The following is a 24,176-nucleotide window of genomic DNA, read 5'->3' on the forward strand; positions in this document are numbered from 1 at the left end:
CCCTTGTACTAAAGGCTGAAGCGCATTCCGCCGTAAAAAGCGCGGCCGTCGCCCGGCTCGAAGTACGCGCCGTTGCCCGCATCGGGTACGACCGCGGACACCCAGGTCGCGTTGGTGAGGTTTCGCGCGTCGAAGAAAAATTTACAGTGCAGGGGCTTGTAATCGTATCCGGCCCTTACTCCGACCAGCACGTACGACGGCGCGTACGCGGTGTTCGCGCTGTTGACCGCCCAGTGGTTCATTGCCGAATCGACGTATGGCCCGAACCAGAACCCGGAATCGTGATTATACACCACTTCGCCGTGCAGATAGTTCTCAGGCGTAATGCCCGGAATCTGGTTGCTGTGATAGGTCGGATTGTCGACGAACCTGAAATACGAAAATGTGTACGCGACCCGCGCTCTCAACGCGTCTCCCTGTGAATCCAGACCCAGAGCGCGGGCAATATTGCTCGCGATGAGCACGTCGTTGCCGAGCTCGATGCCGGTGTGGCGGGTACGCCCGATATTATCGTACGCAGGGATCGTGTAGCCGGCGTGGGGGTATGGAACGAAATTTACGTTCTGAAGCTCGTCCCAGATTTCGTAGTCAAAGACGCTCACGTCCCAATTGATTCGCTCATTCAGGGCGCCGCGTGTGCCGAGCTCGAACTGCCACGCCTTTTCGGCATCCATGTTTCCGAGGCCCGCCTTGGTGTTTACAGGCGAAGACTCCTCCAGCAGGATTGGCGGCTGATACGCACGGCTGATGTTTCCAAATGCCTGCGTCTGGGAAGTGATCTGGTAAATAAATCCCAATTTCGGAGAGATGCCGGAGAAGAAATCGGTTCCACCGGTCGAATCCGCCAGATACGCCGAGGTGTAGCCCACGATCGATCGTCGTGAATAGTCCATCCGTCCGCCCGCGACCAGGGTAAGCTTCGGAGTCAGGCTGAAATCGTCCTCGGCGTAGGTGCCTATGGTCAGCGCATGGTCCCATTGGTTTCGCAGCGGCGCGCCCATGTGTCCGCCTGGAAGGAGTGCGTACTCAAGATCTTTGACCAACGTGCCGCCGTACTGGATGCCGGCGCTCATCTTGTTCTGATAGCCGAAGAGCGGGGCAGTGGAGACGTAACGCAACTCGGAGTTCCAGTCGTAGCTGCTTCCTTGCAGAAACGCGTAGATCGGCGTGTGGTCGAGGTCGTGCCAGATGAACTGATTGTACAGTTCCAGAACCCCGTATTCTCCCAGCGGCTGGGTAATGGTCACCCCGGTCCTTAGAAAGTCATAGCGGCGCCAAGCATTTGTAGTTACGGCCTTAGGCTCCGCCTGCTGTGGATTGGACTCCAGTTGCTTCAGCGTCAGCGCCTGCGGAAGCTTCTCGTCGTTGTGCAGGTAGTTCGCATCGAAACGAATAGTCATTCCGTTTGCCGCGAGATAGCCGATGCTTAAAAATGCGCGCCGTTGAACCGCGCCGCTGTGGTTGCGATAGCCGCCGAGCTCCGAATCGCTGAGCCCCAAGTAGTAGTCCCAGGGCCCAATCACGCGGCCGGAACCCACGTAGTTCTTCACGTAGCCGAACGAGCCGCCGATGCTGTTGGTCTCAACCAGCGGAGTGTTGTAGCCGGTCTTCGAGACGAGGTTGATTGCGCCGCCGAGGCTGTCGGCGCCAAACTGCAGCGCGTTCGCGCCCTTGTAGACCTCGATGCGCTGGACGAAGTCGGGATCGACCGGCTGGAGGTAGGCAAACCCGTCAGCCTGATTCTGCGTGAAGCCGTCCTGCAGAAGATTCAGGCCCCAGAGCTGATAGGTATTCTCAAGCCCAGATCCACGGATTGATATCTGCGATTGTTCCTCCGCGCCCGCCCTGGTCCCCGCGATCACACCGGGCACGAAGTCGAGCACGTCGGCCAGATCGGAGGGTCTGCGCTGTTCGATGTGCTGCTGGGTCACGAGTCCCACCCCACCGGGCGTTTCATCGAGCGACTTGCGCGCTTCTTTGTCGTTTTGCAGCCGTTCCGGCACGATGCGCTTCCCTTTCACGGTAACCGGGGCGAGACGCATCGGCGCCTTGCGCTTGGAGGCGGCTGCCTTTTTCTGGTCCGGCTTCTTTCGCTGACCGGTTCCGCTACCAGCGCCGCCGCCAGCCTGCGTGGTCGCGGTTCCCGAGTCTGACACACTGGTTGTCGGAGCCGACGGTGAACTTGCCGCAGCAACGCAGACAGGAATTCCCAAAAGCGCCACTACTAACGCGCACCTCCACACCTTCTTCGCTTTGTAAACCTGGCGTCTGGCCGTGTTTGCGGCGTCGGGCAGAGAAACAGCCGCTCCAGCCAAAAGGGCAAGCTCAGAAATCCGTCGCATAGAACATCTCCCAGCGGACACCTTCGCGGTGCACCGCTTGCCTGAAGGAACAAGCTTGGCGCCGCGGCATTTGCGGCGTCGCAAAAGAAAACCAAATCGGGAACGTGGTCGAGCGAAGCTTCTTAGATGGGGCGCTTCGGGGGTGGGGTGTCGGGGGCGACCTGAAAATCGACTGGTCGCACTGCCTTTTTCACGGCGTTCGAGCCCAAGTCTCGGAGAACGAACTCCGGCAGTACCGTTGCTGGGCGGGCAAGCAATGTGTTCGACACACGGTCGAGCATTTGAATCGGCTGGCAAATGTTGGTGGTCAATTCGGGCCGGCTCGGTCCGGATACGACGACCAACCCGGCATTCGCGGGGACGCTGGCCAACAGCATGATGATGGCCATGATTAGACTCAGGTCCCGCAAGTCCGTCTTTGAAAACGACTGCCTCATACCCCGGCTGCCACTTCTAGAACAACCCTCGCTCGCGTTGAAGATCGGCTGGCTTGATGTTGACGGTGTGCCCGGTCACCTGGAACGGCAGTTTCACAGGCACGCATGATGCGAGGCCAGATTCCATTGCTTCCAACTTGTATCGATTGCCGCAATATCTGCAGACGAGATCCCCGCGAGAACTGACGTAACCCTTACGATACATGGAGCAGCGTCGGCAGGCGTCGATGGCTCCTTCAATCCGTCCTGTGGAGTCGCGGGCTAGAAGGAACCGAATCTGATCGCCCGCCCGATCTCGATACGTGAAAAAACGCACATCACCCCGCCTCAGATTATCGGTCTCGATACTTATGGACGGATTCGCACTGACCGGGGAGAACTCAGGTGCTCTCGCCATCATCGACCACGAGACTGCGACTGCCACCAAACCGGCGGCAGCAATCAACAGGGCCGAACGCCCTCGAAATCTTGCGATCGAGAAGGCCATCCTCTTAAGAGCCGCCGGCAGTTTGAGCTAATTTTAAAGCGAAGGCAACGGCAAGGTCGTAGGCGCTGCCGTCGGATCGCGACCGCCACACTGACCGCGACGCCCGAGGCAGCGCCCTCGCGGCCGGCAACCCCGCTACCGACCCTATTGATCAACATCTCGGTGGACGACGAAGATGTCGAAGAGCTGAAGTGGCTGCTCCCCACCGGCACGGTAGCGATAATCAAGCCTGACGCGCTTCCGCTGCGGCGCGCGTGATCGCCGGTTCAAATCCGAGCGGCTCGACCAACCAAAGCTTCAATCCGCTCGTCGCACGAACCGATAAATGCGTTCTTTGAGAGGCGGAAAAGAGTTTGTGTAAAGCTGTCAATACGAGTATTAATTGTACTTAATCTCAGGCGCTGTAGTATTAGCCTGCTTTAAGCCGTATTGCGTGGTTTTCTCGTCAAACATGGCGGAGAAGCAAATGAACAAGTACGCAGAAAAACCACGGATTGGCGCGATCGCGATCTTTGGCGTTGCCCGCCGCATAAGTCGAGCGCAGAGCGCAGCAGATTTCGGCGATGGGGAAGGATGGAGGAAAGGAGAAGTGTCTGCGAAATCGATTGCGAAGGTGGCATTCCCAGTCGTCGTGTGCCCGCGAGACGCGAAACTGCCCCCCGGCGCCGCTGGAAAGCCCGTGGAACAAAACCGGCCTGGAACCTTGCACAGGGAGGCCGGTTTCAGAGTTTTCAGTTTGATGGGCAAAAGGGACACAACTTCGCGGTCCAGTGGCCCCTTTGGAGCCATTGAAGTCACGACTGCAAAACGAGAAACGTTCTTTCGCGGCATTTCCTGATCTTTGTCTGCATTTTCTGGGGCATGTAGGTTGCTTGTGATCAGCTGATAGGCGGATACGCGGACCGGAAGATACGGAATTGTCAGCAGTCGGCGCGCGCCGCAATGGGACGGCGCATGCTACTCCCCCCAACCACGAGCAAGCCCCATCAGAGCCGAGAACATTGCTCCCAGACAGAAAACGACAAAAGGGACAGGAAATGACACAAGGCGGTTGGTGGAGAAACCGGATCGCGGCAGCAGTCTGTGCGAGCCTCCTCGCTCTAATCCTCTTCGCGAACGTGCAGTCGCGCAGTGCCGCCGCGAGCGGTTCAACAGTGGTCGTCACGATGACGGACAAGCCTACGATGTTCGTCCCTGAGACGGTAACCATTCGGGTCGGCGACACGGTCGAGTGGCGAAACACCGGAAAGATCGTTCACTGGGTAACAATTGGCCCTCCGATCCCAAAGGGCGCGCAGCCGTTCGACTCCGGGCCGATGCCTCCCGGCGCGGTATACCGGCATCCCTTCACTGTTGCCGGGCATTACAACTACGTCTGCGTACCGCATGCGGGCACTGGGATGATCGGCGTGGTCGAAGTCACGGAGTAGAGAGCCCAGTAAGCTAGCGGCGCGATGAACGCGCTTGCCAGTTGCGAAGGAGCGGACTCATGAATGCCAAATGCAGCGGAAGAATTTTCGCTTCAATAATTGTCGGGGTCGCGATTGCCGTGGGTGCGATGCTCTCGGGCTGCGAGAGTCGGCCTGCACAGGCGCCAGCCAAACCAAGTGCGATGGCGGGCGATGCGGCCTCACTCGTGTACGTGCCGCCCGGGAAGTATGACGAGTTTTACGGTTTCTTCTCCGGCGGATACAGCGGTCAGATCGAAATCTACGGCATCCCGTCGGGCCGCTTGATCCAGGTCATTCCGGTGTTCTCGCAAAACCCCGAAGATGGTTATGGCTACTCCGAGGAGACCAAGGCCATGCTGATGACTTCGTGGGGGTTCGTGCCGTGGGACGACTCCCATCATCCGGAGCTGTCGCAGACCAACGGGGTGCCGGACGGCCGCTGGCTTTTCATCAACGGCAACAACACGCCGCGCGTGGCGCGAATCGATCTTCGGCGCTTCCGGACCGAGGAAATACTCGAGATCCCGAACAGCGCAGGGGGCCATTCGTCGCCGTTTACCACCGAGAATACTAACTACATAGTCTCGGGCACTCGGTTTAGTGTTCCGATCCCACAGAAAGACATTTCGATTGCCGACTACAAGGGCAATTTCAAGGGCAGCCTGAGCTTTATCAAGGTCGACCCGAAGTCTGGCACGATGAATATTGCGTTCCAGATCCTAGTTCCGGGATTTGACTATGATCTGGCGCACTGCGGGAAGGGTCCTTCAGACGGCTGGTGCTTCTTCTCCAGTTACAACACCGAAGAGGCGCACACGCTGCTCGAGGTCAACGCATCGCAGAATGACAAAGACTTTGTTGCGGCGGTGAACTGGAAGCGCGCCGAGCAGTGCCTCACCGAGGGCAACGGCAAACAGATGGCGGCGCATTATCTCCACAACTATCTCGACCCCGTGACGGACACCGCCAAGAGCGAGGAGTTGACCAGCGTAGCCGTCCTCACGCCGCAGACCTGTCCGGACATGATATACTACCTGCCGACGCCCAAATCGCCGCATGGAATCGACGTGGATCCCACCGGTGAATATATAGTTGCGGGCGGCAAGCTCTCTTCGACGATACCGATCCACTCGTTCCACAAGATGCTCGACGCCATCCAGAAAATGCAGTTCGAGACCGCGAGCTACGGCATCCCGGTGCTCAAGTACGAGGCGGTGCTGGCAGGCGAGGTCCCAAATGCATGCCTCGGGCCGCTGCACAACGAGTTCGACGGCAAAGGCAACGTATACACCTCGTGCTTCATTAGTTCCGAGATCATCAAGTGGAAGCTCGGCACCTGGGAGATCGAGGATCGAATTCCGGTCTATTACGCGCCCGGCCATCTGATGATCCCCGGCGGCGATTCCGCTAAGCCGTGGGGCAAGTACGTCGTCGCGATCAATAAGATGACGAAGGATCGCTTCCTGCCGACGGGTCCCGAGATGGGCCAATCTGCCCAGCTGATCGACATCTCGGGCGACAAGATGCGCACGTTGCTCGACTTCCCTACTATCAGCGAGCCGCACTATGCGCAGGCGATCCCGGCCAGCATGCTGATGCCGAACAACGTCAAGTATTACGACTTGGATAAGGACAAGAACCCGTATGCGACCAAATCCGAGGATGCGGCCAAGGTTGTGCGCTCAGGAAACGTGGTCCACGTTTACATGACTGCGATTCGCAGCCACTTCGTTCCCGACAATATCGAGGGCATTTTTGTCGGCGATACTGTGTACTTCCACGTGACCAACCTCGAACAGGACTGGGATGTGCCGCACGGCTTCGCGGTGATGGGGGCTGGGAACTCCGGCCTGGTGATCATGCCGGGCGAGACACGGTCGCTCAAATGGATGCCGACCAGGACCGGCGTCTATCCTTTCTATTGCACAGACTTTTGCTCCGCGCTGCACCAAGAGATGCAGGGTTACGTGCGGGTGTCGGCGCCCGGTGCGAAGGTGGCGCTGTTATGGCATGGCGGAGGGAAATAACCGCGCAAGCAGAGCAGCGCCGGCCGGACGTGATGGTGATCGGCAAGCCAGCCTCTGGCCGGTTCCGCGCAACGAGAGACACCGATGAAACTTAGACTGTCGCGCGCCATGATGCTGGCGGCGTCGCTGCTTCTTTTGATCTCGTTCGCCAAGCCGCTTTGGCACTACGACTTCGAGGCGCCGCAGTACCCCGAAGGTCTGCCGATGATCATCTACCTTGATCATCTCGGCGGCCGCGTCGACCTAGTGAACGAGCTCAACCATTACATCGGGATGCACAAAATCGTGGAGAGCGATTTTGCTGAATTCCGCATGATACCGGCCCTGGTTGTATTTTTCTGTATCGTGGGAATCGTGGTGGCCGCCTCCAAGCGGTTGTGGGTGCTGGTCGGATGGGTCGTCGGTCTTGCAATTGCGGGCTTACTCGGGTTAGCGGACTTCTACTCGTGGCTCTACATGTACGGGCACGAGCTGGATCCGCACGCGGCAATACGGATTCCGCCGTTTACACCGCACCTGCTCGGCGCGTACCGCATGATGAATTTCCGCATCGTCAGCTATCCCGGCATCGGCGGAATTGCGATCATACTCGCGGCTGTTCTCGGGTTCCTTGCGCTTGTGATGGAGTGGGCGCACGGCAGCTTCCGCGGCGCTCCGGCGATCGCACCGATCGGTTCGGAAATCGCGCCGGGGCATCCTCATCCGGGAGCGGCCCGGTGAGAATGATGGCTTATCGGCCTGGGACTCCGCCGCCAAACTTGCGCCGATCGTCCTCCCTACGGCGCCCGCCGCTTCGCGCACGGACCACTGCCGCTCTCGCCGCGGTACTGTTGCTCGTCGTAGCGCCGCGCATGACCGCTGCGGCGCCGCCGTCAGAAATCGACGTCTGCCCTTCGTGCCCGTTCTCGAGCCTCACGGTCGCGGTGCGTGAGGCGCCCGCCGGGTCGCGGATCGTCGTCCGCGGAGGAATCTATCACGAGCACGGAATCACAGTGAACAAGCCGCTGGAGATCGTCGGGCAGGGATGGCCGGTAATCGACGGCGGTCGCGTCGGCGAGACCATCACGGTCACCAGCGACGACGTCCGAATCGGCGGGCTCGTCGTGCAGAATTCCGGCAGTGCCTTCGCTAGTGATCCTGCCGGGATCAAGGTAAAAAACTCACGCCGCTGCGTGATCGAGCGAAACCGCCTGCTCAACGACTTCTTTGCGATTTACCTCGCTGCTTCGTCCGAGTGCACAGTCAGAGACAATGAGGTTCGCGGCGACGCGGTCTCGGAGGCGCTCAGCGGCAATGCGATTCACCTGTGGAACTGCCGGAAGATCGTCGTCGAGGGCAACCGCGTGAGCGGCCATCGCGACGGGCTCTACTTCGAGTTCCTGCACGATAGCACCATCGCCGACAACCTAAGCGAGCACAATCTCCGCTACGGGATGCACACCATGTTCTCGGCTGACAACAGCTATCGCGGCAACACGCTGCGCGATAATAGCGCGGGCGAGGTGCTGATGTACTCGAAGCGCCTGGTGGTAAGCGGCAATCTGATCGAGCACAACTGGGGCGCGGCGTGCGACGGCGCGCTGCTCAAGGATCTCGATGAAAGCCGAATCGCGGACAACCTCTTCATCCGCAACTCGGTGGGGCTCTACGCCGAAGACTCGAACCGCAACCGGATCGAGAGAAACAAATTTCTCAACAACGGGATCGCGGTGCGGGTGATGGCCGATTCGATCGGCAATTCGTTCGCCGCGAACAGCTTTGAAGCGAACAGCTTCGACGTGGCGACCAACAGCCTGAGCACCTCCGAGAACAACTTCGACGGCAACTATTGGAGCGGCTACCGCGGCTACGACTTGAACGGCGACGGCATCGGCGACGTTCCCTACCACCCGGTTTCACTGTTGGCCGTGTTGATCGAGAACTACCCCGCTTCCGTAATCCTGCTGCGAAGTCCGTTTGCCCGGATGCTCGAGCTGGCCGAAACCGCGATTCCGGTGCTCACGCCCAAGGTGCTCGTCGACAACCGCCCGCTGATGTGGAGGCCGTCGTGGTCGAAATCCGCGACCTCAAAAAGCGCTTCGGCGCGCTGACCGTTTTCGACGGGATCACCGTCGCCTTTCGGCCCGGCGAGATCACGTCGGTTGTAGGCCCCAACGGCACGGGCAAGAGCACGCTTCTCAAATGCATCGTGGGACTGGTTCGCCCAAACTCGGGCGAGATCACCATCGATGGCACCATCGTCGGGCGGGATTGGCGCTATCGCGACAGGGTCGGATATGTTCCGCAGAGCCCGCGATTTCCCGAAGCGATGTCGGCGAACGAGCTGCTCGACTTTTTGAGTGACCTGCGCGGCGTGCGCGCGGTCAACAGCCATCGGCTGATCGATCTTTTCGATCTGAAACCGGTGATGAGTCGCCCGCTGCGTCATCTGTCCGGCGGTACGCGCCAGAAGATCAGCATCCTGGTGGGCACGGTTTTCGACCCGGATATTCTCGTGATGGACGAACCGATGGTGGGACTCGACCCGCTTGCGGCTCGCAGGCAAAAGCAATGGCTCCTCGAGCAAAGGTCGAACGGCAGGACGATAATCATGGCCTCGCACGTGATGGCCGAAGTGGAGACGTTTGCGGACCGCGTGACCTTCCTGCTCGACGGTCGCGTGTACTTCGATGGCGCGCCGGGGGCGGCGCTGGTGAGTTCGGGCGAGCGGACCCTGGAGAACGCGATCGCGAAAATGATGGAGACCGGCTCGGCTTGCGCCAGGTGCTGACTGTCGCGCGCTTCAGCGTGCGCGAGCTCGTCCGCAGCCGGTGGATCGCTGCGTATGCGCTGTTTTTCGCGGCCGCCGAGTGGGCCGCATTCGCGGTCGGCGCGGAGCCCGCGCAAGCGGTCGTGAGCGTGCTCGAACTGACATTGTTCGTCGCACCGCTGGTGAGCATCGTGGTAGGGCTACTGAGCTTCTACAGCACGCGCGAGTTCGCCGAGCTCTTGCTGAGCCAGCCGATCGCGCGCCCGACGGCGTTTGCGGGCCAATACCTTGGCCTCTCGTTCTCGTTGGCCGCGTGCCTGGTGCTTGGACTCGGCGTGCCGTTTCTATGGTACAGCCCTTCGGGTGGTGCCGGGCGCGGGATCTTCGCGATGTTGCTCCTGGCCGGCGTGATGCTCACGTTCGTGTTCGTGGCGCTCGCGTTTGCGGTCGCAGTGCTGACGGAGAATCGCGTGAAGGCGCTTGGCGTGGCGCTCGTCGGTTGGCTTTTTTTTGCTGTGATTTACGACGGACTGATGCTGATGCTGATCATTGCCTTCCCGGCGGTCCGGCTCGACCGCGTGCTGCTCGGACTCGCGCTTCTGAATCCGCTCGATGCGGCGCGCCTTTTGATCCTGCTTCAACTCGACGTCGCGGCGCTGATGGGATATACGGGTGCGGTGTTTCAGGAGTTCTTCGGAAGTGTGGAAGGGATCGCTGTCGCACTCGGTGCGCTCGGTTTATGGATTGCGGCGCCGCTCTGGCTCGGTCTTCGAGCGTACGCGCACCGCGACTTCTGAGACCCGGCGCGGTCGTGCGCCGCGCGTAGCCGACCAGCCCTTCGACCTTGCCCTTGTCGTTGCCCTTGCCCGGCCGTCCGAAGCGGTCGGCGAACAGATAGTGCGACTGCAGCTCGCTGAAGACCGATCGACAAAAAAGCGACTCGACCTATCAGCCGCATGATGCGCAGGCCTTTCGTCCCGTCATGTACGTTACGGCTTCAGATGCTCGGAGAACCAGTCGCGGGCCATCTTCGTGGCCTCCCGGTAATTTTTCTCGTAGATGTCGTAATGGCTTCCGGGAAACACGTGATACTTCACGATCGTGGTTCGTGGTATCGCATTTTTCGCAGCCAGGCCTGAATTCTCGCGGCCGCCGTATTCTTCCTGTTCCTGATCGATGATCAATGTTGGCACTCGTATGTTGGCCGCCGCGACGCGCGGAAGATAACGCCACATCGTCCTGAAGTCTCCGGTACCCTTGAGCGACTCGGGCTGTTCCTTGGGGCGCGGGAGTGCATCGATCTCCCCGCGAGCCATCGCGCTGGCCAGCTTCTGCACCAGCGGCGCAGGTGCCGCGAATCCGCTCTTGTCCGGCGCCGGTCCCGTGCCGGGAACCTGGCTGACGACTGCCTTGATACGTGGATCGTGTCCCGCCACGTAGAGGACATGACCGCCTGTCCTCCGCAAAAATTGTCGGCGGGACTTGAAACGGGCTAAATTGCGACCGATTCAAAGGGAGGAGATTGAGAACCGAGGGCATCGGTCCATGATGAAATCCTGCCTGCTTTGGCTGAACCTGATTGCCGATTTGCTCCGCTTTTTGATTTTCAGTTTACGATCCGAAAGCTCGCTCGCGGCCGAGAATCTCTTCCTGCGCAAACAGCTCGCGTTCTACCAAGAGCGCAGAACCAAGCCCCGACGGACCTCCCATTCAACGCGCTTGACCCTCGTGTGGCTCAGGCCGCTGGTTCGATTGGCGAAGCGCGTTAACGGTCGTGACGCCCAAAACCTTCATCGGTTGGCACCGCAAAGACTTCCAGCTGTTCTGGCGTAGGCAATGCCAATCTGGCCGGCCACGGATTCCGCCGGAGCTCCAACATCTGATCCGTAAGATGGCTCGCGAGAATCCTTCGTGGGGCGAGGAGCGAATCGCAAACGAGCTGCTGCTGAAACTCGGCCTGCGCGTATCGCCGCGCACGATCCGGAAGTATCTGCCAAAGTTGCCGGCCGCACCAGGCGGCAACCCGCGCCGCGACCAGCGTTGGTCAACCTTTCTCAAGAATCACGCCGAGGCCATCATCGCCTGTGACTTCTGCGTCGTCGCAACCGCCACTTTCCGTATTCTTTACGTGCTCGTGATCATGGAACATGCGTCACGCCGAATTGTTCACATTAACGTGACGTCCCATCCGACCGCAGCCTGGACCGTCCAACAGCTGCGTGAGGCTGTCTCTTCGGACCACACGTACCGTTTTATCCTCCATGACCGCGACGCGATCTTCTCCACCGGCTGCGATGCTTCGCTAACGCGCCTGGGCCTTGCAGTCATCGAAACACCTGTTCGGAGCCCAAAGGCGAATTCGCTCTGCGAAAGGCTCATCGGGACCCTCCGGCGTGAATGTCTGGATTGGATTATCCCCTTGACCGAGGAGCATCTTCGAAAAACCCTGCGCTCCTGGCTAGCGCATTACAATCGAGGCCGACCTCACTCTTCTTTGGGCCCCGGCCTGCCCCATCCTCCCCTAAATCTCCCCGTGCATGTGCAACGTCAGAGGCATCGTTTCGACCGATCAAGCCGAGTTGTGGCGCGTCCTGTATTGAACGGACTTCACCACGAGTACAACCTCTTGGCCCGCGCTGCATGAGTGTCGTCGAGTTTTTGCGGACCACAGACGAGACGGAACCGTTCGAGTCGTGCTGACGAAGGTGTTTCCTTACGGGTCCGGATATATGCAGACTATCGCCGGACGCCGAAAAAGACTCCGCGAGACACTGACGCGATTCCTGGCCGAGCGCGGCTGGCGCGAAGTACGCAGGGACGTGTACTCGAGAGAGGTCCGGGAGTAAGTGTTTATGGTCGATTTCTCAACTCCCGGTCGTCCTAGTTTCGCGGGGCGGATCAACCACGGATCAGACTCTACTTATGATTGGCTGGAAATTGGGGTGCAGGGCAACGTCAATCAAGCAATTCCTGCTGGCGAGACAAGGCAATCCCGCGCTTCACGGCGCGCTTAGCTCCAGGCCGGCGCGAAAAAAGAAGGCCCCTGGCCCCGTCCGCGATGAGATGAAACGTGAATGCGCGAGGCGGGGGCCGCGGCGGGTCTGAAAGGTCGCTCCTCAAAGCTCGATGATGTCCGACTTGGTGCTTTCGATGAATGCGAGCACCTCCGCGCACTCCTGCTGAGGAACCTGGAACGAATTCAGGGTAGCGTGCAGGTGGCCGAGGAAGGCTCGCCAGTCCGTCTCGCTAATTTGCATGCCCTTATGTGAAAGGTTCATGGCACGACCGGTGTAGTACATGGGACCTCCAGCGGAAGCGCACAAGAAATCGATCAGCAGTTGCTTCTCGCGAGCGACGCCGTCATCGCCGCGATTCTTCCAAAAGCGCGCTAGTAATTTGTCCGCCGCAAGGCGCGACAATAGGTCGTTGGCCACAGCACAAATGGCATCGTAGCCGCCCAATCTCTCGTACAAGGATTTCGGATTTGTGTTGCTCATAGCATTCTCTCCCATCTTAAATCGGTCACGAACTTGATCCATCCGTAGGGTGACCCTTGAAGACCTTCCGGACGAAGCGCGCCTTAAGATGCTAGCGAAGGAGTTGGGATCGTGAAAACCAAATCTCCTGGACGTCGGCGTAGAAAAAGATGGCCGACCCGCCGTTGATCGCGCCCGGCGCCCATCAGGAACCGTCGCGGAGTCTCGGCCTTCGCCGGGATAGCGGCGCGAAACCGGTCAGTGCAAGACCGGCGGGCCTGCCTCGAGGCCGCTGACGTTCAGCAACGCGGCGATATCGGCCTGGTAGGGAAAAGTGCCCGGCGTGTAGGCGCATAGAGGATCGTCGCCGAGCGGGTCCCCGCTGGTCGCGAAGGCCCGCGATCGCGATCCACCACAGACTGCCGCAAACTCGCACACGCGGCATCGACCAGTGAGCCGCGCCGTGTCGCGCAGGTCGTTGAAAAGCGGGCTTTTGCGATAGATCTCGGTCAGCGTCTGGACCCGGACGTTGCCTGCGGGGATCGGCATAAATCCGCTCGGATGGACCGTGCCGACATGCGAGACGAAGACAAAGCCGCGCCCGGCGTTGATATCCATTGGGCTGCGGCGCTCGTGGCCCTGCGACGGCCACGGCTCGAGCGCCACGCGCAATTTCCGATACGTGGGTCCGAGCCGGATGCTGCTCTCGGGCGCGATACCGCGACGTTCCAGGATCGTGCGTTCGAGGACCACGCGCCGGAAATGGTGGCCCTCGGTAGTCTTGGTCGCGATCGCGTTGCCGACGTCGTACAGGAAATTCATCACGTCTTCGCACTCATCGGCGGAGAGCTGTTCGAGCGCTGCGCCGCGTCCGACCGGGACCAGCATGAAGCCGCTCCAGACCATCGCGCCGCGTTCGCGCACGATATGGGCCATGCGCGGCAGATCAAACAAGTTCAGCCGCGAAACGGTCGTGTTGATCTGGACTTTGATCCCCAACTCACGCGCCGTCTCCCACGCCGCCATCGTGCGCTCGAAGACACCGTTGATTCCGCGAAACGCGTCGTGAATCTCGGGACATGAGCCGTCCACGCTCAGCGACAGCGCCTTTAGCCCCGCGGCCTTGAGTTCGGTAATCACCTCGCGGGTGAGCAGCGGTGTCGCGGAGGGGGAAAACGCGACCGGAAGATGGCGACTGGCGGCGTAGGCGACCAGTTCAGCCAGGTCGGGGCGCTTCATTGGGTCTCCGCCGGTCATCACGAACAACGGCGGCGGCGCACCGAACGAGGCGACTTCGTCGATCAGCGATCGCGCCTCGCGCGTGTTGAGCTCAAGGGGATTGTGCAGCGGCTGGGCCTCGGCGCGGCAATGCTTGCATGCGAGATCGCACGCGCGGGTCATCTCCCAAATCACGATAAAGGGGCGCTGCCCCACGTCGATCCTAGGATGTCTTACGCTGGGCGGACCATGCGGTGTCACGTCCGAACTCCTTTTTCATCGCGCGTCCGCGATGGCCGTTGGTAAAGCCCGACGTGGCGGGCGACGATGAGATACTTCCTGAAGAGCCGATTGGTCTCTTCCTCGTGTTCGCTGACCGTCTCTTTGCCGCCCGGATCAGCCATCATGATTCTCCCGGCCTGCACATCAGCCCGTCCGCTGGCTTAGACTATTGCGAGTGGCCTGCTCCCCAATTCCCAACGCCGTCCAGTACCCGAGCACCCATCCGGCGGCGAAGACGGCCATAAAATAAAGAGCACCTGCTCACTATTCGCATTTGAGATTTGGTAAGTTCTGCGAAAACCTTGAATTGCTCTGCCCGAATCAGGAGTCGAGCAGCGCGGCATCGAAGCCGGCGCGAGCGAGTGCGCGGCGCGCAGCCGATTCGACCTTAGGGCCGTCGACATGGGCCGCCGCAGGCACTTCCGGCGCGGCGCGGAGGCATCTCACGAGCGCTTCGGACTCGGTGTCAGCTATACGGTCGCACTCCGCGTAAACACCGTCAGGCCCCTCTTCGATTCGATTGTGTGTCGCCAGCACCGTCTTGAGCGCTCGCAAGACCGCGCCTCGTGGCATGGGCACTAGCAGCGCCGCGATGGCACCGTGATCCAACCGCAGCTTGGCTGCGATCGCGAGTGGTTCGCCGCATCGAAGCCGTTGCATCGCAGGGAGAAGAATCTTCTCCTCCATGCCGATGTGCTTCAGAAGCCCCCGGCGGAACTCGCCAAACGCCTTCATATCGATATTCTCGAGATCGCGGCCCGCGCGAGCGAGCAATTGATCGAGGCGCGCGTGATCGCGTTCGAGAAAGCTGCGGATTGTCTCTCCGTCCGTCATCGAATTCCGTGGCGACAGTCAGGGAAGGGCGTGGAAGATGCCGATCGCACCCTTGTATGCACGTGCGATGGCGTGATCCAGGAAGGGGTAGTCGCCCGCTTCATGGACGGTGAACTCGAAGACGGCGCCATCGCCGGGGCCCACCTCAAAACTCTGCACCCCGTGGAATGCGTTGGCGGGGTTTCCGCTTCGATAGACCGTGGTGAACACGGTGCCGACAACGTGAAAGGTAGAGGTGCGGTTCGGGCCTATGTTTACGAAGAAGATGCGCACCGGCTGGCCGACTTTTATCTGGATCGGGTGGTCGGCGTATTGTTCGATGACACCGTTGAACACCACGAAATCAGGGCGCTCATCCATCATCCGCTTGCTGTCGCCAGAGACCATCCCGTTCTTGTCCGGATCGCCATAGAATTCGCCCTGCTCGAGCGTCACTTCCTGGGCCTTGGACCATCCGCCCTTGGGATCCACGATCATCATCCCATACATTCCGTTGGCGATATGGGTGACCATCGGCGGCGCGCTGCAATGGTACGCGAAGACGCCGGGAACGTTCGCCACGAAGTCGTAGCTGAGGTCGGTTTTCCCCGGGATCGGAGCGAAATGCTTGCTCGGCGCAATCGCCGCGGCATGAATATCGATGCCGTGGGCGATCTCCATATCATTGACGAGATGGATGTGGACCTTGTCGCCTTGTCGAACCCGTAACACCGGTCCCGGCACAGTGCCGCCGTAGGTCCAGGCGTCGTACTTCAGTCCTGCGCCGATATCGACGGTTTTTTCCTCAACCGGGATCGTGAAATTGCGTTGCTCCGCGAGCGCCAACGACGCTGTCAGCAAGCTTCCCGCGATCGCCGCTACGGCCAGCCCGGCGCCGCTGTGGTGTTTGATCATGATTCGCCGGTATCGGACGATGTTCGCGGTCCGCGATAGAGCGCCGACCACAGCGCCATCAGTCCGGCGATGTTTGCGCTCCAGAACACCACCCAGAATGTAGTCTCGGAAGATGCCGATGACAGTCCGGACACGATCAGCATCAGAATCGCGACGCCGGCGGCCGCGACGGCGATGCCGGGCCATTTCAGATAGTCGGCCCGATTCGCGAGGACTCCCAGCACTGCGAGCGCTATGCCGGCGACGAGCAGGAGCCCGTGTTGCGAGTCGAGCAGCGGCTGGTCGAGCACCGTCACGCATACCAGCACGATCGCGATCAGCGCGCTGATGAGGTCGGGTATCATCGAATCCTCTCCTCTCGATGAAGCCGCGCGAGGTAGCGCCAGGTGACCGGCGGAATCATCAGGTAGATTGCGCAACTCACCGCCACCAGCACTTTCCATCCGAAATGCAGCGGCGTGAACGCGACCAGCGCAAATGCGATCAGGCACAGCCCCATGTAACTCAAATGGCCGCCCGTTCGGATCATCTTGTGATCCGAGATCTGCGCCGCGCAGTACAGCAGACCGTACGCGCCCGCGGCGGTGACGAAGGCGCCCAGCAGCAGCGCGGTGGCAAGCATCTGGGCGGGCGTCATGATCCTGCCGCCGCCATCGGTTCGCTTACGGCAACCTCGCGCCGTCTCGTCGCCAGCAGGTCGTACACCAGCATCGCATAGCCGCATGCGAACAGGAGCCCGAAGGCGAAGCGCGCCCACATGCCCTCGACGAACCACGGCCGCCCCTCCATCGCGAGAAACGCGCCCCAGGTCGAGCCGCCGATCGCGCGCTCATAGAAAGCCTGATCCATGCCCGCCACCAGCAGCGCGCCGACCATGCCCAGCATCCCGATGTTGAGCAGTGCGAACGACCATTTCCAGGCGCGGCCGTCGAGACCCTCATAGCCACGGCTCTTCTCCAGCGCGAGATAGAGCACCGCGATCACGCCGCATCCGTAAGCGCCCCAGAATGCGAAATGCCCGTGCGACGCCGTCCATTGGGTGCCATGCGAATAAAGGTTGATTTGCGGCAGCGTCATCATGAAGCCCCATACGCCGCCACCGATGAAATTTCCGAAGGCCTCGGCCAGCGTCCAGTAGAACGCCGGACGATTGGCGGCGCGCAAATGATGACTGCCCGCGTCATACACCGCATGCACCACCATCCCGAGCAGCGGCAGCGGTTCCAACGCCGAAAAAAATCCACCGATTGCGAACCAGTAGCGCGGCGTGCCGATCCAGAAATAGTGATGGCCCAGCCCGAGGATGCCCGTGCCAAGCACCAGCGCAACTTCCACGTAGAGCCAGCTCTCGACCACCCGTCGCGACGCGCCCACCAGATGAATCAGGGTCCACGCCATGATGCATCCGATCAGTACTTCCCAGGTCGCTTCGACCCACAGATGAACCAGCCACCACCACCAGAACAGATCCTCCGACATGTTGCGAATTTCAGGAAAGGCGTCGAGGTAGAGGACCACCAGCGGGATCAGGTCGAACATCAATACGGTCAGGATGCCGGTACTCTTGCGCGCCTTGAAGGCAGTACCGATAACGTTGTACGCGAACACCACCATCACCGCCACGATTCCCAGCGCGGCCCATCGAGGAGCTTCGACGTACTTGCGGCCCTGGTTGATGAACCACATCGACGCTTCGGTGGCCGAGCCGTATTGCACGAAGATAAATACCACCACCACCACGGCCACCGCCGCGCAGAAAACCCAGAAGAGGATTTCGGCCAGCGCGATGCCTTCGACCTCGCGCTCGAGTTCCTGCGGAAGGAACCAGTAGATCGCGCCGAGAAATCCCATCAGCAGCCAGATCACCAGCCCGTCGATGTGAACGATCTTCGCGCTGTTGAAGTTGAACACGTTCAGCAGAAAGCCGGGCCAGATGTAATAGATCGAGGACAGCAGGCCGAAGACCACCATCGCGCCGAACATCACCGTCGAGGCGGTGAGATACTTCAGGCCCAGCCGCTGGGATCGATACATCGCGCTCTTCTCCTTCGCGCCCCGTTGACTACTGCCCGCTCGCGGCGCCGAATCGGTCGGGAAAGCCATTGCTGTCCACCGACGACATCCACTTCAGGTATGCGACCGCGGCCTCGGCCTCGTCGCGCTGGATATGCAGGTCGGGCATCGCACGCGCGCCAAGTCGCAGCGGATGCATCATGAACGCGGCAAGCTTGTCCGCGCGTTTAGGCCCGGCGTATATGCTCCACACCGGATCCATCCACGCGCGGGTCAGATCGGGAGCGTAATATCCGCCGTTGCCGAAAAAGGTGTGACAATCGATGCAGGCGCGGCTCTGGATGACGAGCTTGCCCTTGCCGATGAGATCCGCGGCTTCCTCAGGGGAGTACTTGTGACCGAAGATAAGCTCCTCGCCCCCGATTTTTGGCGCATACTCGGCGCGCGCCGGATCGTATTGGTATGCGACCGAGTTGTTGATTACGTCGTAAGCTGGGACGCGCGGGCTGCCGGGAGTGATTTGCCGCAGCGTGTCGATGGTGAGCGCGGCAAGCACCATCGACATGAAGATAGTGGCGGCGATCGCACCGGCGCGCCAAAAGAGTGGATCCTGTGTGTAGCGTTGCGCGCGCTCTGTCATTGGCGCCCTCCCGCAACGATTTATAGCAGAAGATGGATTATAAATACATGTTACCAGAGATCAGCTTTCGATTCGCGGAGTCTTTCAGAGCGACCCATCGGAAAGAGGTGGCGAGTGAGTCGACGATCTGTTTGGCTCAATGAAGAGGCCTTTATGGAACTCACATTCTATACCGACTACGCGCTTCGAGTTCTGATCTATGCGGGGCTGTGCCGCGATCGGCTCTGCCTCATCTCCGAAATTGCCGAGCATTACGCCATCTCCCGCAATCACCTGACGAAGGTCGTGCATGGCCTCGCTCGTGGAGGTTTCGTCCAGACTCATCGCGGCAAGAGCGGTGGTCTCGCCCTGGCGAGATCGCCCCAAGAGATCAGTCTTGGCGACGTGGTCCGGTACATGGAAGGCCCCTTCCGCCCAGTCGAATGTTTCCGAACCGGCAACCTGTGTGTAGTGACCGGGCCGTGCAGTCTGCCGAAGATCCTCGAAGATGCATTCCACGCATTTATCGATGTTCTCAACGCCCATACTCTGGCGGACTTGCTCCATCATCGCGGGCAGTTGACGAAGCTTCTCTTCCCGCCCTCGTCGTCTCGGCAAACGGAAATGGCTTAGAGGCAAGTAATCGTCAGTGACGCTGCCCGAAAATGTTGAACGCGCGGCGCTATCGCCGCCTGCGGCCATCTCGCGTTGGCGTAGCGAACCGTTCCGGCTGTTCTTTCCGCTGGGCGTCCTCTTCGCGTGGATCGGTGTAGGTCACTGGCTGCTGTACACCACCGGAGCGACTGCTACCTATTCGTGCCGCTTTCACGGCCTGGTGCAGATGCAGGCGTTCATGATGGCGTTTGCCGTGGGGTTTCTACTCACTGCTCTGCCGCGCCGAACGCAATCCCCGCCAGTTGGGCGAATGGAGATGGCGGCGTTGGCGGCAGCGCTGGTTGTCACCACTGGCGCGGCGATTATCGAGTCGTGGGTTTTGGCCGAAATCGCTTACGCAACGCTGTTTGTGCTGCTCATCCAGTTTGCGCTGCGTCGATTCTTGGCTAGCACTGCGGGCCGCCGCCCGCCGGCCGCCTTCGTGCTCTTGCCTATCGCCGCCGCACAGGGTCTGGCGGGCGCTGCGCTGATCGCCGCAGCCGACGCGAACGCCGTGCTTCCCTCGAGCGGCCATCTTGGTGCGTTGCTGGTCGAGCAGGGAGTATTTCTATGCCTTGCGGTTGGCATCGGCAGTCTGGTTCTGCCGCTCATCGGCGGCGCACCTCCACCTCCAGACCTGGGCTCCGCGCCTCGCGAAGCCTGGAAGGCGCTGGCATATGCGGCAGCCGGGGTTGCGATCTTTGCAAGCTTGCTGCTTGAACAGCTTGGCTTTGAACGAAGCGGCCCGCTGTTTCGCGCGATGGTAGTAGCGATCGGACTTGGGTTCGGAGGCGGTGCATTGCGCCTGCCCGGCAAGCCGGGTGCGCACCGCAAGCTGGTGTGGCTCGCGGTGTGGCTAATGCCAGTGGGATTGATCGCCTCGGCAATCTGGCCCGACTATCGCGTGCCGGCCCTGCACATTCTCTATATTGGCGGCTTTAGCATGATGGCTTTTGGAGTAGGCAGCCACGTTGCGATGAGCCATCTGAATATGGAGCAACTCGCGCTTGGGAGGCCGCCCGCGGTGATCATACTGGGCGCGGCATTCGTGATCGCGCTGTGCGCGAGGCTGGCGGCCGATGCCAGCGATACCTACTTCATTCACGTCGGATGGGCGGCCGCCGTGTGGATTTTGGGCTCGGCGGTTTGGTTGGCCTTCTTCGGCCCGAAGCTGCTTCGTTCCTGAATCGCCATCGGTGTGGCTCCTCAAAACCTCAACCATGCGAGCGGGAACGCGAATTGTCCATTCGGGCTGACCGGAAAATAACAGTGTTTGGATATTTGCACGCGCGCGTCAACCACCGTGCGTCAACCGCCACTTGTCAACCGCCGCTCAAGTGTCAACCGCCTTGTCAACCGTCAACCGGTTGACGCGGGAGAGCGGTTCGCATCAGACTGCGTCATCCGCCAAACAGTCTGGCATGTTATCCTACTTTTTGGAGAAGTGATGAAATCGGCGCGTGGGGCGCGATTCACGCGCGGTCATGGACCCGGAGAATGCCAACGGCCGCGGCTGACGGCAAAAATCCCACAAAATTCTCTGTTCGCGATTTAGGTGGTTCCATCTGCGAGCCGGCCGACATCTAGAGGGAACCCGGGACGCACCCCAGCTAGGGCGCGTGGAAGCAACTCGGCCCGCGTAAGCTATCGAACGTCCAGCGCCTGTTCCTGCGCGTTCCAGAGCGGGGGCAGCTCGATTCTTTGGGTCATTGCTACGGTGGTAAGGTCCGCAGGCTGGCGGCCTTCGACGATCGCCTCGACGTTCCGGGGCGCGAGAAACGCCGGCCGCATCATGCGCCGCACGTAACGGCCCGTAAGATGTTCTCGCTTGGCGATCTCGCCGATCGACCGCGCCCGGCCCGCCAGCAGATCGTTGGACCATCGATACGCACGGGCGGTCGCCTTGAGCAGCGGCAGATCGACGCGGGGCGCCCCCAGAGCGCGTTAGCGCTGCTCATCTGCCGAATCAGATCGCGAATCTCGCGCTCCACCGATGGCCGCCCTGATCTCGACCGCCATCGCCAAAACAGGCGAAATCCCTGACGGTGCCATTGGACGACCGTGGCCGGCTTGACCAACACCATCATTTCCAGACAGCGCGGCCACAATCGGTAGAGCACGACCCAGAGCAAGCGGTCGAAAGCAAATAGACGCAGCCGACCCGGCCGCTGGCGGCGAAGAACGTGCAGCTGATGACGGAGCGCGAGGTTCTCTAGTTCCACAACCGCCCGGCTACGGAATCGGCGGGCAACAACCGAGACGATGGATCGCTCGACGAGTTTAAGCATGCCGGCGACACTACGGCGGCCCTTACCAAAACTCTAGACTTTTCGCCCTTTTCGGAGTTTTTAGTAGGCACACTGCGCGTCCGGATTATCCGGGCGCTGAGATTCACAAGGAGTTCGTACCATGCCCAAGGCAGCAAAGAAGCAGCAAGAGCCCTCCGGACCTTTCGGAGATATGTTCCCCTATCGCGAAACCTTCGAGACCTACCACGAACTGCCCAAGAAGGGCCGCCCGGCCGAGGAGGTCTTGCGCAAGTTGCGCAGCATCGCGCGCCACGAGGACGCGCGCTGGCAGACCGGCCAGATCTCGGGCACCTACTTCCACGGCGGGATGGAGCACTATGCCTACCTCAACCGCGTGTTTGCGCTCTTCTCGCACGTCAACCTGCTGCACCGCGACATGTGCCCGAGTGGGACCAAATTCGAGGGCGAGATAATCGCGATGACCGCGCGGATGCTGGGCGCGGCGCTGGCGCGCGAGAACGATCCGCAGGCCGACGTGTGCGGAGCGATCACTTCGGGCGGCACCGAGAGCGTCATCCTGCCGATGCTGGCGTATCGGGAGAAAGCCAAAGCCGAGCGCTCAATCACGGCGCCCGAGATGGTGGTGCCGGAGACGATTCATCCGGCATTTTCCAAGGGCGCGCACTTTTTCGGCATCAAGCTGATTCGCGTGCCGGTCGGAGCCGATTACCTGGCCGACGTGAACGCGATGCGGCGCGCGATCGGGCCCAACACCATCGCGATCGCGGGTTCGGCGGCGAATTTCCCGCACGGGCTGATCGATCCGATCGAGAAGTTGTCCGAGCTGGCGCTTGAAGCCGGCGTCGGCCTGCACGTCGATAGCTGCTTCGGCGGTTTCATTCTGCCGTGGATCGCAAAGCTCGGGTACGACGTTCCGGCGTTCGACTTCCGCCTGCCCGGCGTCACCTCGATGTCCTGCGATACGCACAAATGGGGCTACGGGCTCAAGGGCGCGTCGGTGGTGCTCTATCGCAATCGCGCGTTGCGCCGGCGGATGTACTTCGCGATGACCGACTGGCAGGGCGGGTTGTATGCGTCGCCCACCGTGGCGGGCAGCCGCTCGGAAGGAATCAGCGCATCGACCTGGGCGGCGATGGTCACGCTCGGCGAGGAGGGATACCTGAAGACGACCCGTCGCATCATGAAGGCGGCGGACACGATCAAGTCGGGGGTCGCAAAAATCCCGGAGCTCAAGATTATCGGCAAGCCGACCTACTGCATCGCGTTCACGTCCGACAAGGTGGACATCTACCACGTCAACGATTTTCTCGTGGAGCGTGGATGGCGGCTTAACGGGCTGCAGCGACCCGCGGGCTTTCACCTGTGCGTCACCCTGCCGCAGACGCTTCCGGGCGTGGCGGCGCGTTTCGTCAAGGACATCGCAGCCGGCGTCGAGTACGCGAAGAATCCGCCGGCGGCGCCAGCGCGCAGCGGCGCGGTGTACGGCGGCGGCGCAGCCTCGCTCGATCCATCGATGGTGAATGAACTGATGCTGGCTTGGCTCGACTCGAGCACCGAAGTCCCGTAACCGGGCCGGCCCGCGAGGAGACCAGCCTATGCCGGCGATGGATGATCGCGCGATCGAAGAGTACGCCGCCTTTGCCTGCCATCTGGCGGACCTCGCGGGACGCACGATCCTGCCGTATTTTCGCGTGCGCTTGGCGGTCGAGAATAAGGCGGGCGGCAGCGGCTACGATCCGGTGACGCTCGCCGATCGTGCAGCGGAGCGAGCGATCCGCGACGAGATTCACCGTGTTCATCCCGGCCACGGAATCCTCGGCGAGGAGCACGGCTCCGCGGCCGGCACCGACGCGCTGACCTGGATCATCGATCCGATTGACGGGACGCGCGCCTTCATTATCGGACAACTGCATTGGGGCGTTTTGATCGCACTCAACGACGGCGCGCGACCGGTGATCGGCGTGATGCATCAGCCGTACACGGGCGAGACGTTCGTCGGCTCACGTCTGGGCGCCGAACTGAGGCGCCACGGCACAAGCAACTCACTGCAGGTGCGCGAATGCCGGCGGCTCGAAGACGCGATCGTCTGCGCAACCGATCCGGCGATGTTCTCGGGTCCGGGCGAACGCGACGCATTTCGCCAGCTCGCGTCCAAGGCGCGGATGAGGCGCTACGGCGGCGATTGCTATTCGTACTGCCTGCTCGCCGCGGGCTTCATCGATCTGGTGATCGAATCGAGCCTCCAGTCGTACGATATTCAACCCGTCATCCCGATCATCGAGGCCGCAGGTGGAATCGTGACGAGTTGGTCGGGCGGCCTGCCATATGACGGCGGGCAGATCATCGCCGCCGGCGATCGCGAGCTGCACAAAATCGCGCTCGCGATGCTGGCGCCCGCCGCGCGATAACCGAATCTGCCTGCG

General features: G+C 60.9%; 25 protein-coding genes. 12 read left to right on the forward strand and 13 right to left on the reverse strand.

The window, feature by feature from the left end:
* Window positions 1–8: 8 nt before the first annotated feature.
* The 3 genes from VIO10_RS11650 to VIO10_RS11660 all read right to left on the reverse strand — a co-directional run bounded on the left by VIO10_RS11650 (window position 9) and on the right by VIO10_RS11660 (window position 3,266).
* Window positions 9–2,426 carry a TonB-dependent receptor gene (locus VIO10_RS11650; protein ID WP_331964096.1) on the reverse strand — a complete coding sequence of 806 codons (2,418 nt, stop codon included), beginning with the start codon at window positions 2,424–2,426 and terminating at the stop codon, window positions 9–11.
* Window positions 2,427–2,464: 38 nt separating this feature from the next.
* Window positions 2,465–2,731, reverse strand: a complete 267-nt coding sequence (locus VIO10_RS11655) for a hypothetical protein (protein ID WP_331964099.1) — start codon at window positions 2,729–2,731, stop codon at window positions 2,465–2,467.
* A 64-nt stretch (window positions 2,732–2,795) separates the two neighbouring features.
* Window positions 2,796–3,266: a Fe-S-containing protein gene (locus tag VIO10_RS11660; protein WP_331964102.1), complete on the reverse strand. Its 471-nt coding sequence runs from the start codon at window positions 3,264–3,266 to the stop codon at window positions 2,796–2,798.
* A 466-nt stretch (window positions 3,267–3,732) separates the two neighbouring features.
* Between VIO10_RS11660 and VIO10_RS11665 the strand changes: the two genes are divergently transcribed.
* From VIO10_RS11665 to VIO10_RS11695, 7 genes are all read left to right on the forward strand, one after another.
* A complete protein-coding gene (locus tag VIO10_RS11665) occupies window positions 3,733–4,104 on the forward strand; it encodes a hypothetical protein (RefSeq protein ID WP_331964105.1) in 372 nt (123 codons plus the stop codon).
* Window positions 4,105–4,432: 328 nt separating this feature from the next.
* Complete coding sequence (locus VIO10_RS11670; protein ID WP_331964108.1) at window positions 4,433–4,696, forward strand: cupredoxin domain-containing protein; 264 nt, start codon at window positions 4,433–4,435, stop codon at window positions 4,694–4,696.
* Window positions 4,697–4,755: 59 nt separating this feature from the next.
* The gene (gene nosZ / locus VIO10_RS11675) at window positions 4,756–6,744 is read left to right on the forward strand and encodes a Sec-dependent nitrous-oxide reductase (RefSeq protein ID WP_331964111.1); all 1,989 of its coding nucleotides are present in this window, start codon (window positions 4,756–4,758) and stop codon (window positions 6,742–6,744) included.
* A gap of 84 nt (window positions 6,745–6,828) precedes the next feature.
* Window positions 6,829–7,464: a hypothetical protein gene (locus VIO10_RS11680; RefSeq protein ID WP_331964114.1), complete on the forward strand. Its 636-nt coding sequence runs from the start codon at window positions 6,829–6,831 to the stop codon at window positions 7,462–7,464.
* Window positions 7,465–7,574: 110 nt separating this feature from the next.
* Window positions 7,575–8,834 carry a nitrous oxide reductase family maturation protein NosD gene (locus VIO10_RS11685; protein ID WP_331964117.1) on the forward strand — a complete coding sequence of 420 codons (1,260 nt, stop codon included), beginning with the start codon at window positions 7,575–7,577 and terminating at the stop codon, window positions 8,832–8,834.
* Window positions 8,792–9,514 (forward strand): ABC transporter ATP-binding protein, encoded by a 723-nt coding sequence (locus tag VIO10_RS11690; RefSeq protein ID WP_331964120.1) that lies wholly within the window; start codon window positions 8,792–8,794, stop codon window positions 9,512–9,514. The genes VIO10_RS11685 and VIO10_RS11690 overlap by 43 nt, the downstream gene beginning before the upstream one ends.
* Complete coding sequence (locus tag VIO10_RS11695; protein WP_331964123.1) at window positions 9,508–10,290, forward strand: ABC transporter permease; 783 nt, start codon at window positions 9,508–9,510, stop codon at window positions 10,288–10,290. The genes VIO10_RS11690 and VIO10_RS11695 overlap by 7 nt, the downstream gene beginning before the upstream one ends.
* A gap of 192 nt (window positions 10,291–10,482) precedes the next feature.
* Here the strand turns inward: VIO10_RS11695 and VIO10_RS11700 are convergent, their stop codons facing one another.
* Complete coding sequence (locus VIO10_RS11700) at window positions 10,483–10,929, reverse strand: hypothetical protein (RefSeq protein ID WP_331964126.1); 447 nt, start codon at window positions 10,927–10,929, stop codon at window positions 10,483–10,485.
* A gap of 338 nt (window positions 10,930–11,267) precedes the next feature.
* Here VIO10_RS11700 and VIO10_RS11705 point away from each other — a divergent pair, with 338 nt between their 5' ends.
* Window positions 11,268–12,137 carry an integrase core domain-containing protein gene (locus VIO10_RS11705; RefSeq protein ID WP_331964129.1) on the forward strand — a complete coding sequence of 290 codons (870 nt, stop codon included), beginning with the start codon at window positions 11,268–11,270 and terminating at the stop codon, window positions 12,135–12,137.
* A 472-nt stretch (window positions 12,138–12,609) separates the two neighbouring features.
* Here VIO10_RS11705 and VIO10_RS11710 read toward each other — a convergent pair whose 3' ends face one another.
* The 9 genes from VIO10_RS11710 to VIO10_RS11750 all read right to left on the reverse strand — a co-directional run bounded on the left by VIO10_RS11710 (window position 12,610) and on the right by VIO10_RS11750 (window position 18,850).
* Window positions 12,610–12,990 carry a group 1 truncated hemoglobin gene (locus VIO10_RS11710; protein WP_331964132.1) on the reverse strand — a complete coding sequence of 127 codons (381 nt, stop codon included), beginning with the start codon at window positions 12,988–12,990 and terminating at the stop codon, window positions 12,610–12,612.
* A 237-nt stretch (window positions 12,991–13,227) separates the two neighbouring features.
* Window positions 13,228–14,403 (reverse strand): TIGR04053 family radical SAM/SPASM domain-containing protein, encoded by a 1,176-nt coding sequence (locus VIO10_RS11715; protein WP_331964135.1) that lies wholly within the window; start codon window positions 14,401–14,403, stop codon window positions 13,228–13,230.
* Between the two features lie 41 nt (window positions 14,404–14,444).
* Window positions 14,445–14,591 carry a hypothetical protein gene (locus VIO10_RS11720; RefSeq protein ID WP_331964138.1) on the reverse strand — a complete coding sequence of 49 codons (147 nt, stop codon included), beginning with the start codon at window positions 14,589–14,591 and terminating at the stop codon, window positions 14,445–14,447.
* 199 nt (window positions 14,592–14,790) lie between these two features.
* Window positions 14,791–15,303, reverse strand: a complete 513-nt coding sequence (locus tag VIO10_RS11725) for a hemerythrin domain-containing protein (RefSeq protein WP_331964141.1) — start codon at window positions 15,301–15,303, stop codon at window positions 14,791–14,793.
* Window positions 15,304–15,321: 18 nt separating this feature from the next.
* A complete protein-coding gene (locus tag VIO10_RS11730; protein WP_331964144.1) occupies window positions 15,322–16,197 on the reverse strand; it encodes a multicopper oxidase domain-containing protein in 876 nt (291 codons plus the stop codon).
* Window positions 16,194–16,541: a hypothetical protein gene (locus VIO10_RS11735; RefSeq protein WP_331964147.1), complete on the reverse strand. Its 348-nt coding sequence runs from the start codon at window positions 16,539–16,541 to the stop codon at window positions 16,194–16,196. The genes VIO10_RS11730 and VIO10_RS11735 overlap by 4 nt, the downstream gene beginning before the upstream one ends.
* On the reverse strand, window positions 16,538–16,834 hold the full coding sequence (locus VIO10_RS11740; protein WP_331964150.1) for a hypothetical protein: 297 nt from the start codon (window positions 16,832–16,834) through the stop codon (window positions 16,538–16,540). The genes VIO10_RS11735 and VIO10_RS11740 overlap by 4 nt, the downstream gene beginning before the upstream one ends.
* Window positions 16,831–18,231, reverse strand: a complete 1,401-nt coding sequence (locus VIO10_RS11745) for a cbb3-type cytochrome c oxidase subunit I (protein ID WP_331964153.1) — start codon at window positions 18,229–18,231, stop codon at window positions 16,831–16,833. The genes VIO10_RS11740 and VIO10_RS11745 overlap by 4 nt, the downstream gene beginning before the upstream one ends.
* Before the next feature lie 28 nt (window positions 18,232–18,259).
* A complete protein-coding gene (locus tag VIO10_RS11750; protein WP_331964157.1) occupies window positions 18,260–18,850 on the reverse strand; it encodes a hypothetical protein in 591 nt (196 codons plus the stop codon).
* Between the two features lie 153 nt (window positions 18,851–19,003).
* On the opposite strand from VIO10_RS11750, the gene VIO10_RS11755 reads away from it, so the two are divergent.
* From VIO10_RS11755 to hisN, 4 genes are all read left to right on the forward strand, one after another.
* Window positions 19,004–19,462 carry an Rrf2 family transcriptional regulator gene (locus VIO10_RS11755; protein ID WP_331964160.1) on the forward strand — a complete coding sequence of 153 codons (459 nt, stop codon included), beginning with the start codon at window positions 19,004–19,006 and terminating at the stop codon, window positions 19,460–19,462.
* A gap of 16 nt (window positions 19,463–19,478) precedes the next feature.
* Window positions 19,479–20,669, forward strand: a complete 1,191-nt coding sequence (locus VIO10_RS11760; RefSeq protein ID WP_331964163.1) for an NnrS family protein — start codon at window positions 19,479–19,481, stop codon at window positions 20,667–20,669.
* 1,223 nt (window positions 20,670–21,892) lie between these two features.
* Window positions 21,893–23,320, forward strand: a complete 1,428-nt coding sequence (locus tag VIO10_RS11765; protein ID WP_331964166.1) for a pyridoxal phosphate-dependent decarboxylase family protein — start codon at window positions 21,893–21,895, stop codon at window positions 23,318–23,320.
* Window positions 23,321–23,348: 28 nt separating this feature from the next.
* Window positions 23,349–24,161, forward strand: coding sequence for a histidinol-phosphatase (gene hisN, locus VIO10_RS11770; RefSeq protein WP_331964169.1), 813 nt, complete (start codon window positions 23,349–23,351; stop codon window positions 24,159–24,161).
* Window positions 24,162–24,176 lie beyond the last annotated feature (15 nt).

The sequence above is a fragment of the Candidatus Binatus sp. genome, assembly GCF_036567905.1.
Lineage (GTDB): Bacteria > Desulfobacterota > Binatia > Binatales > Binataceae > Binatus.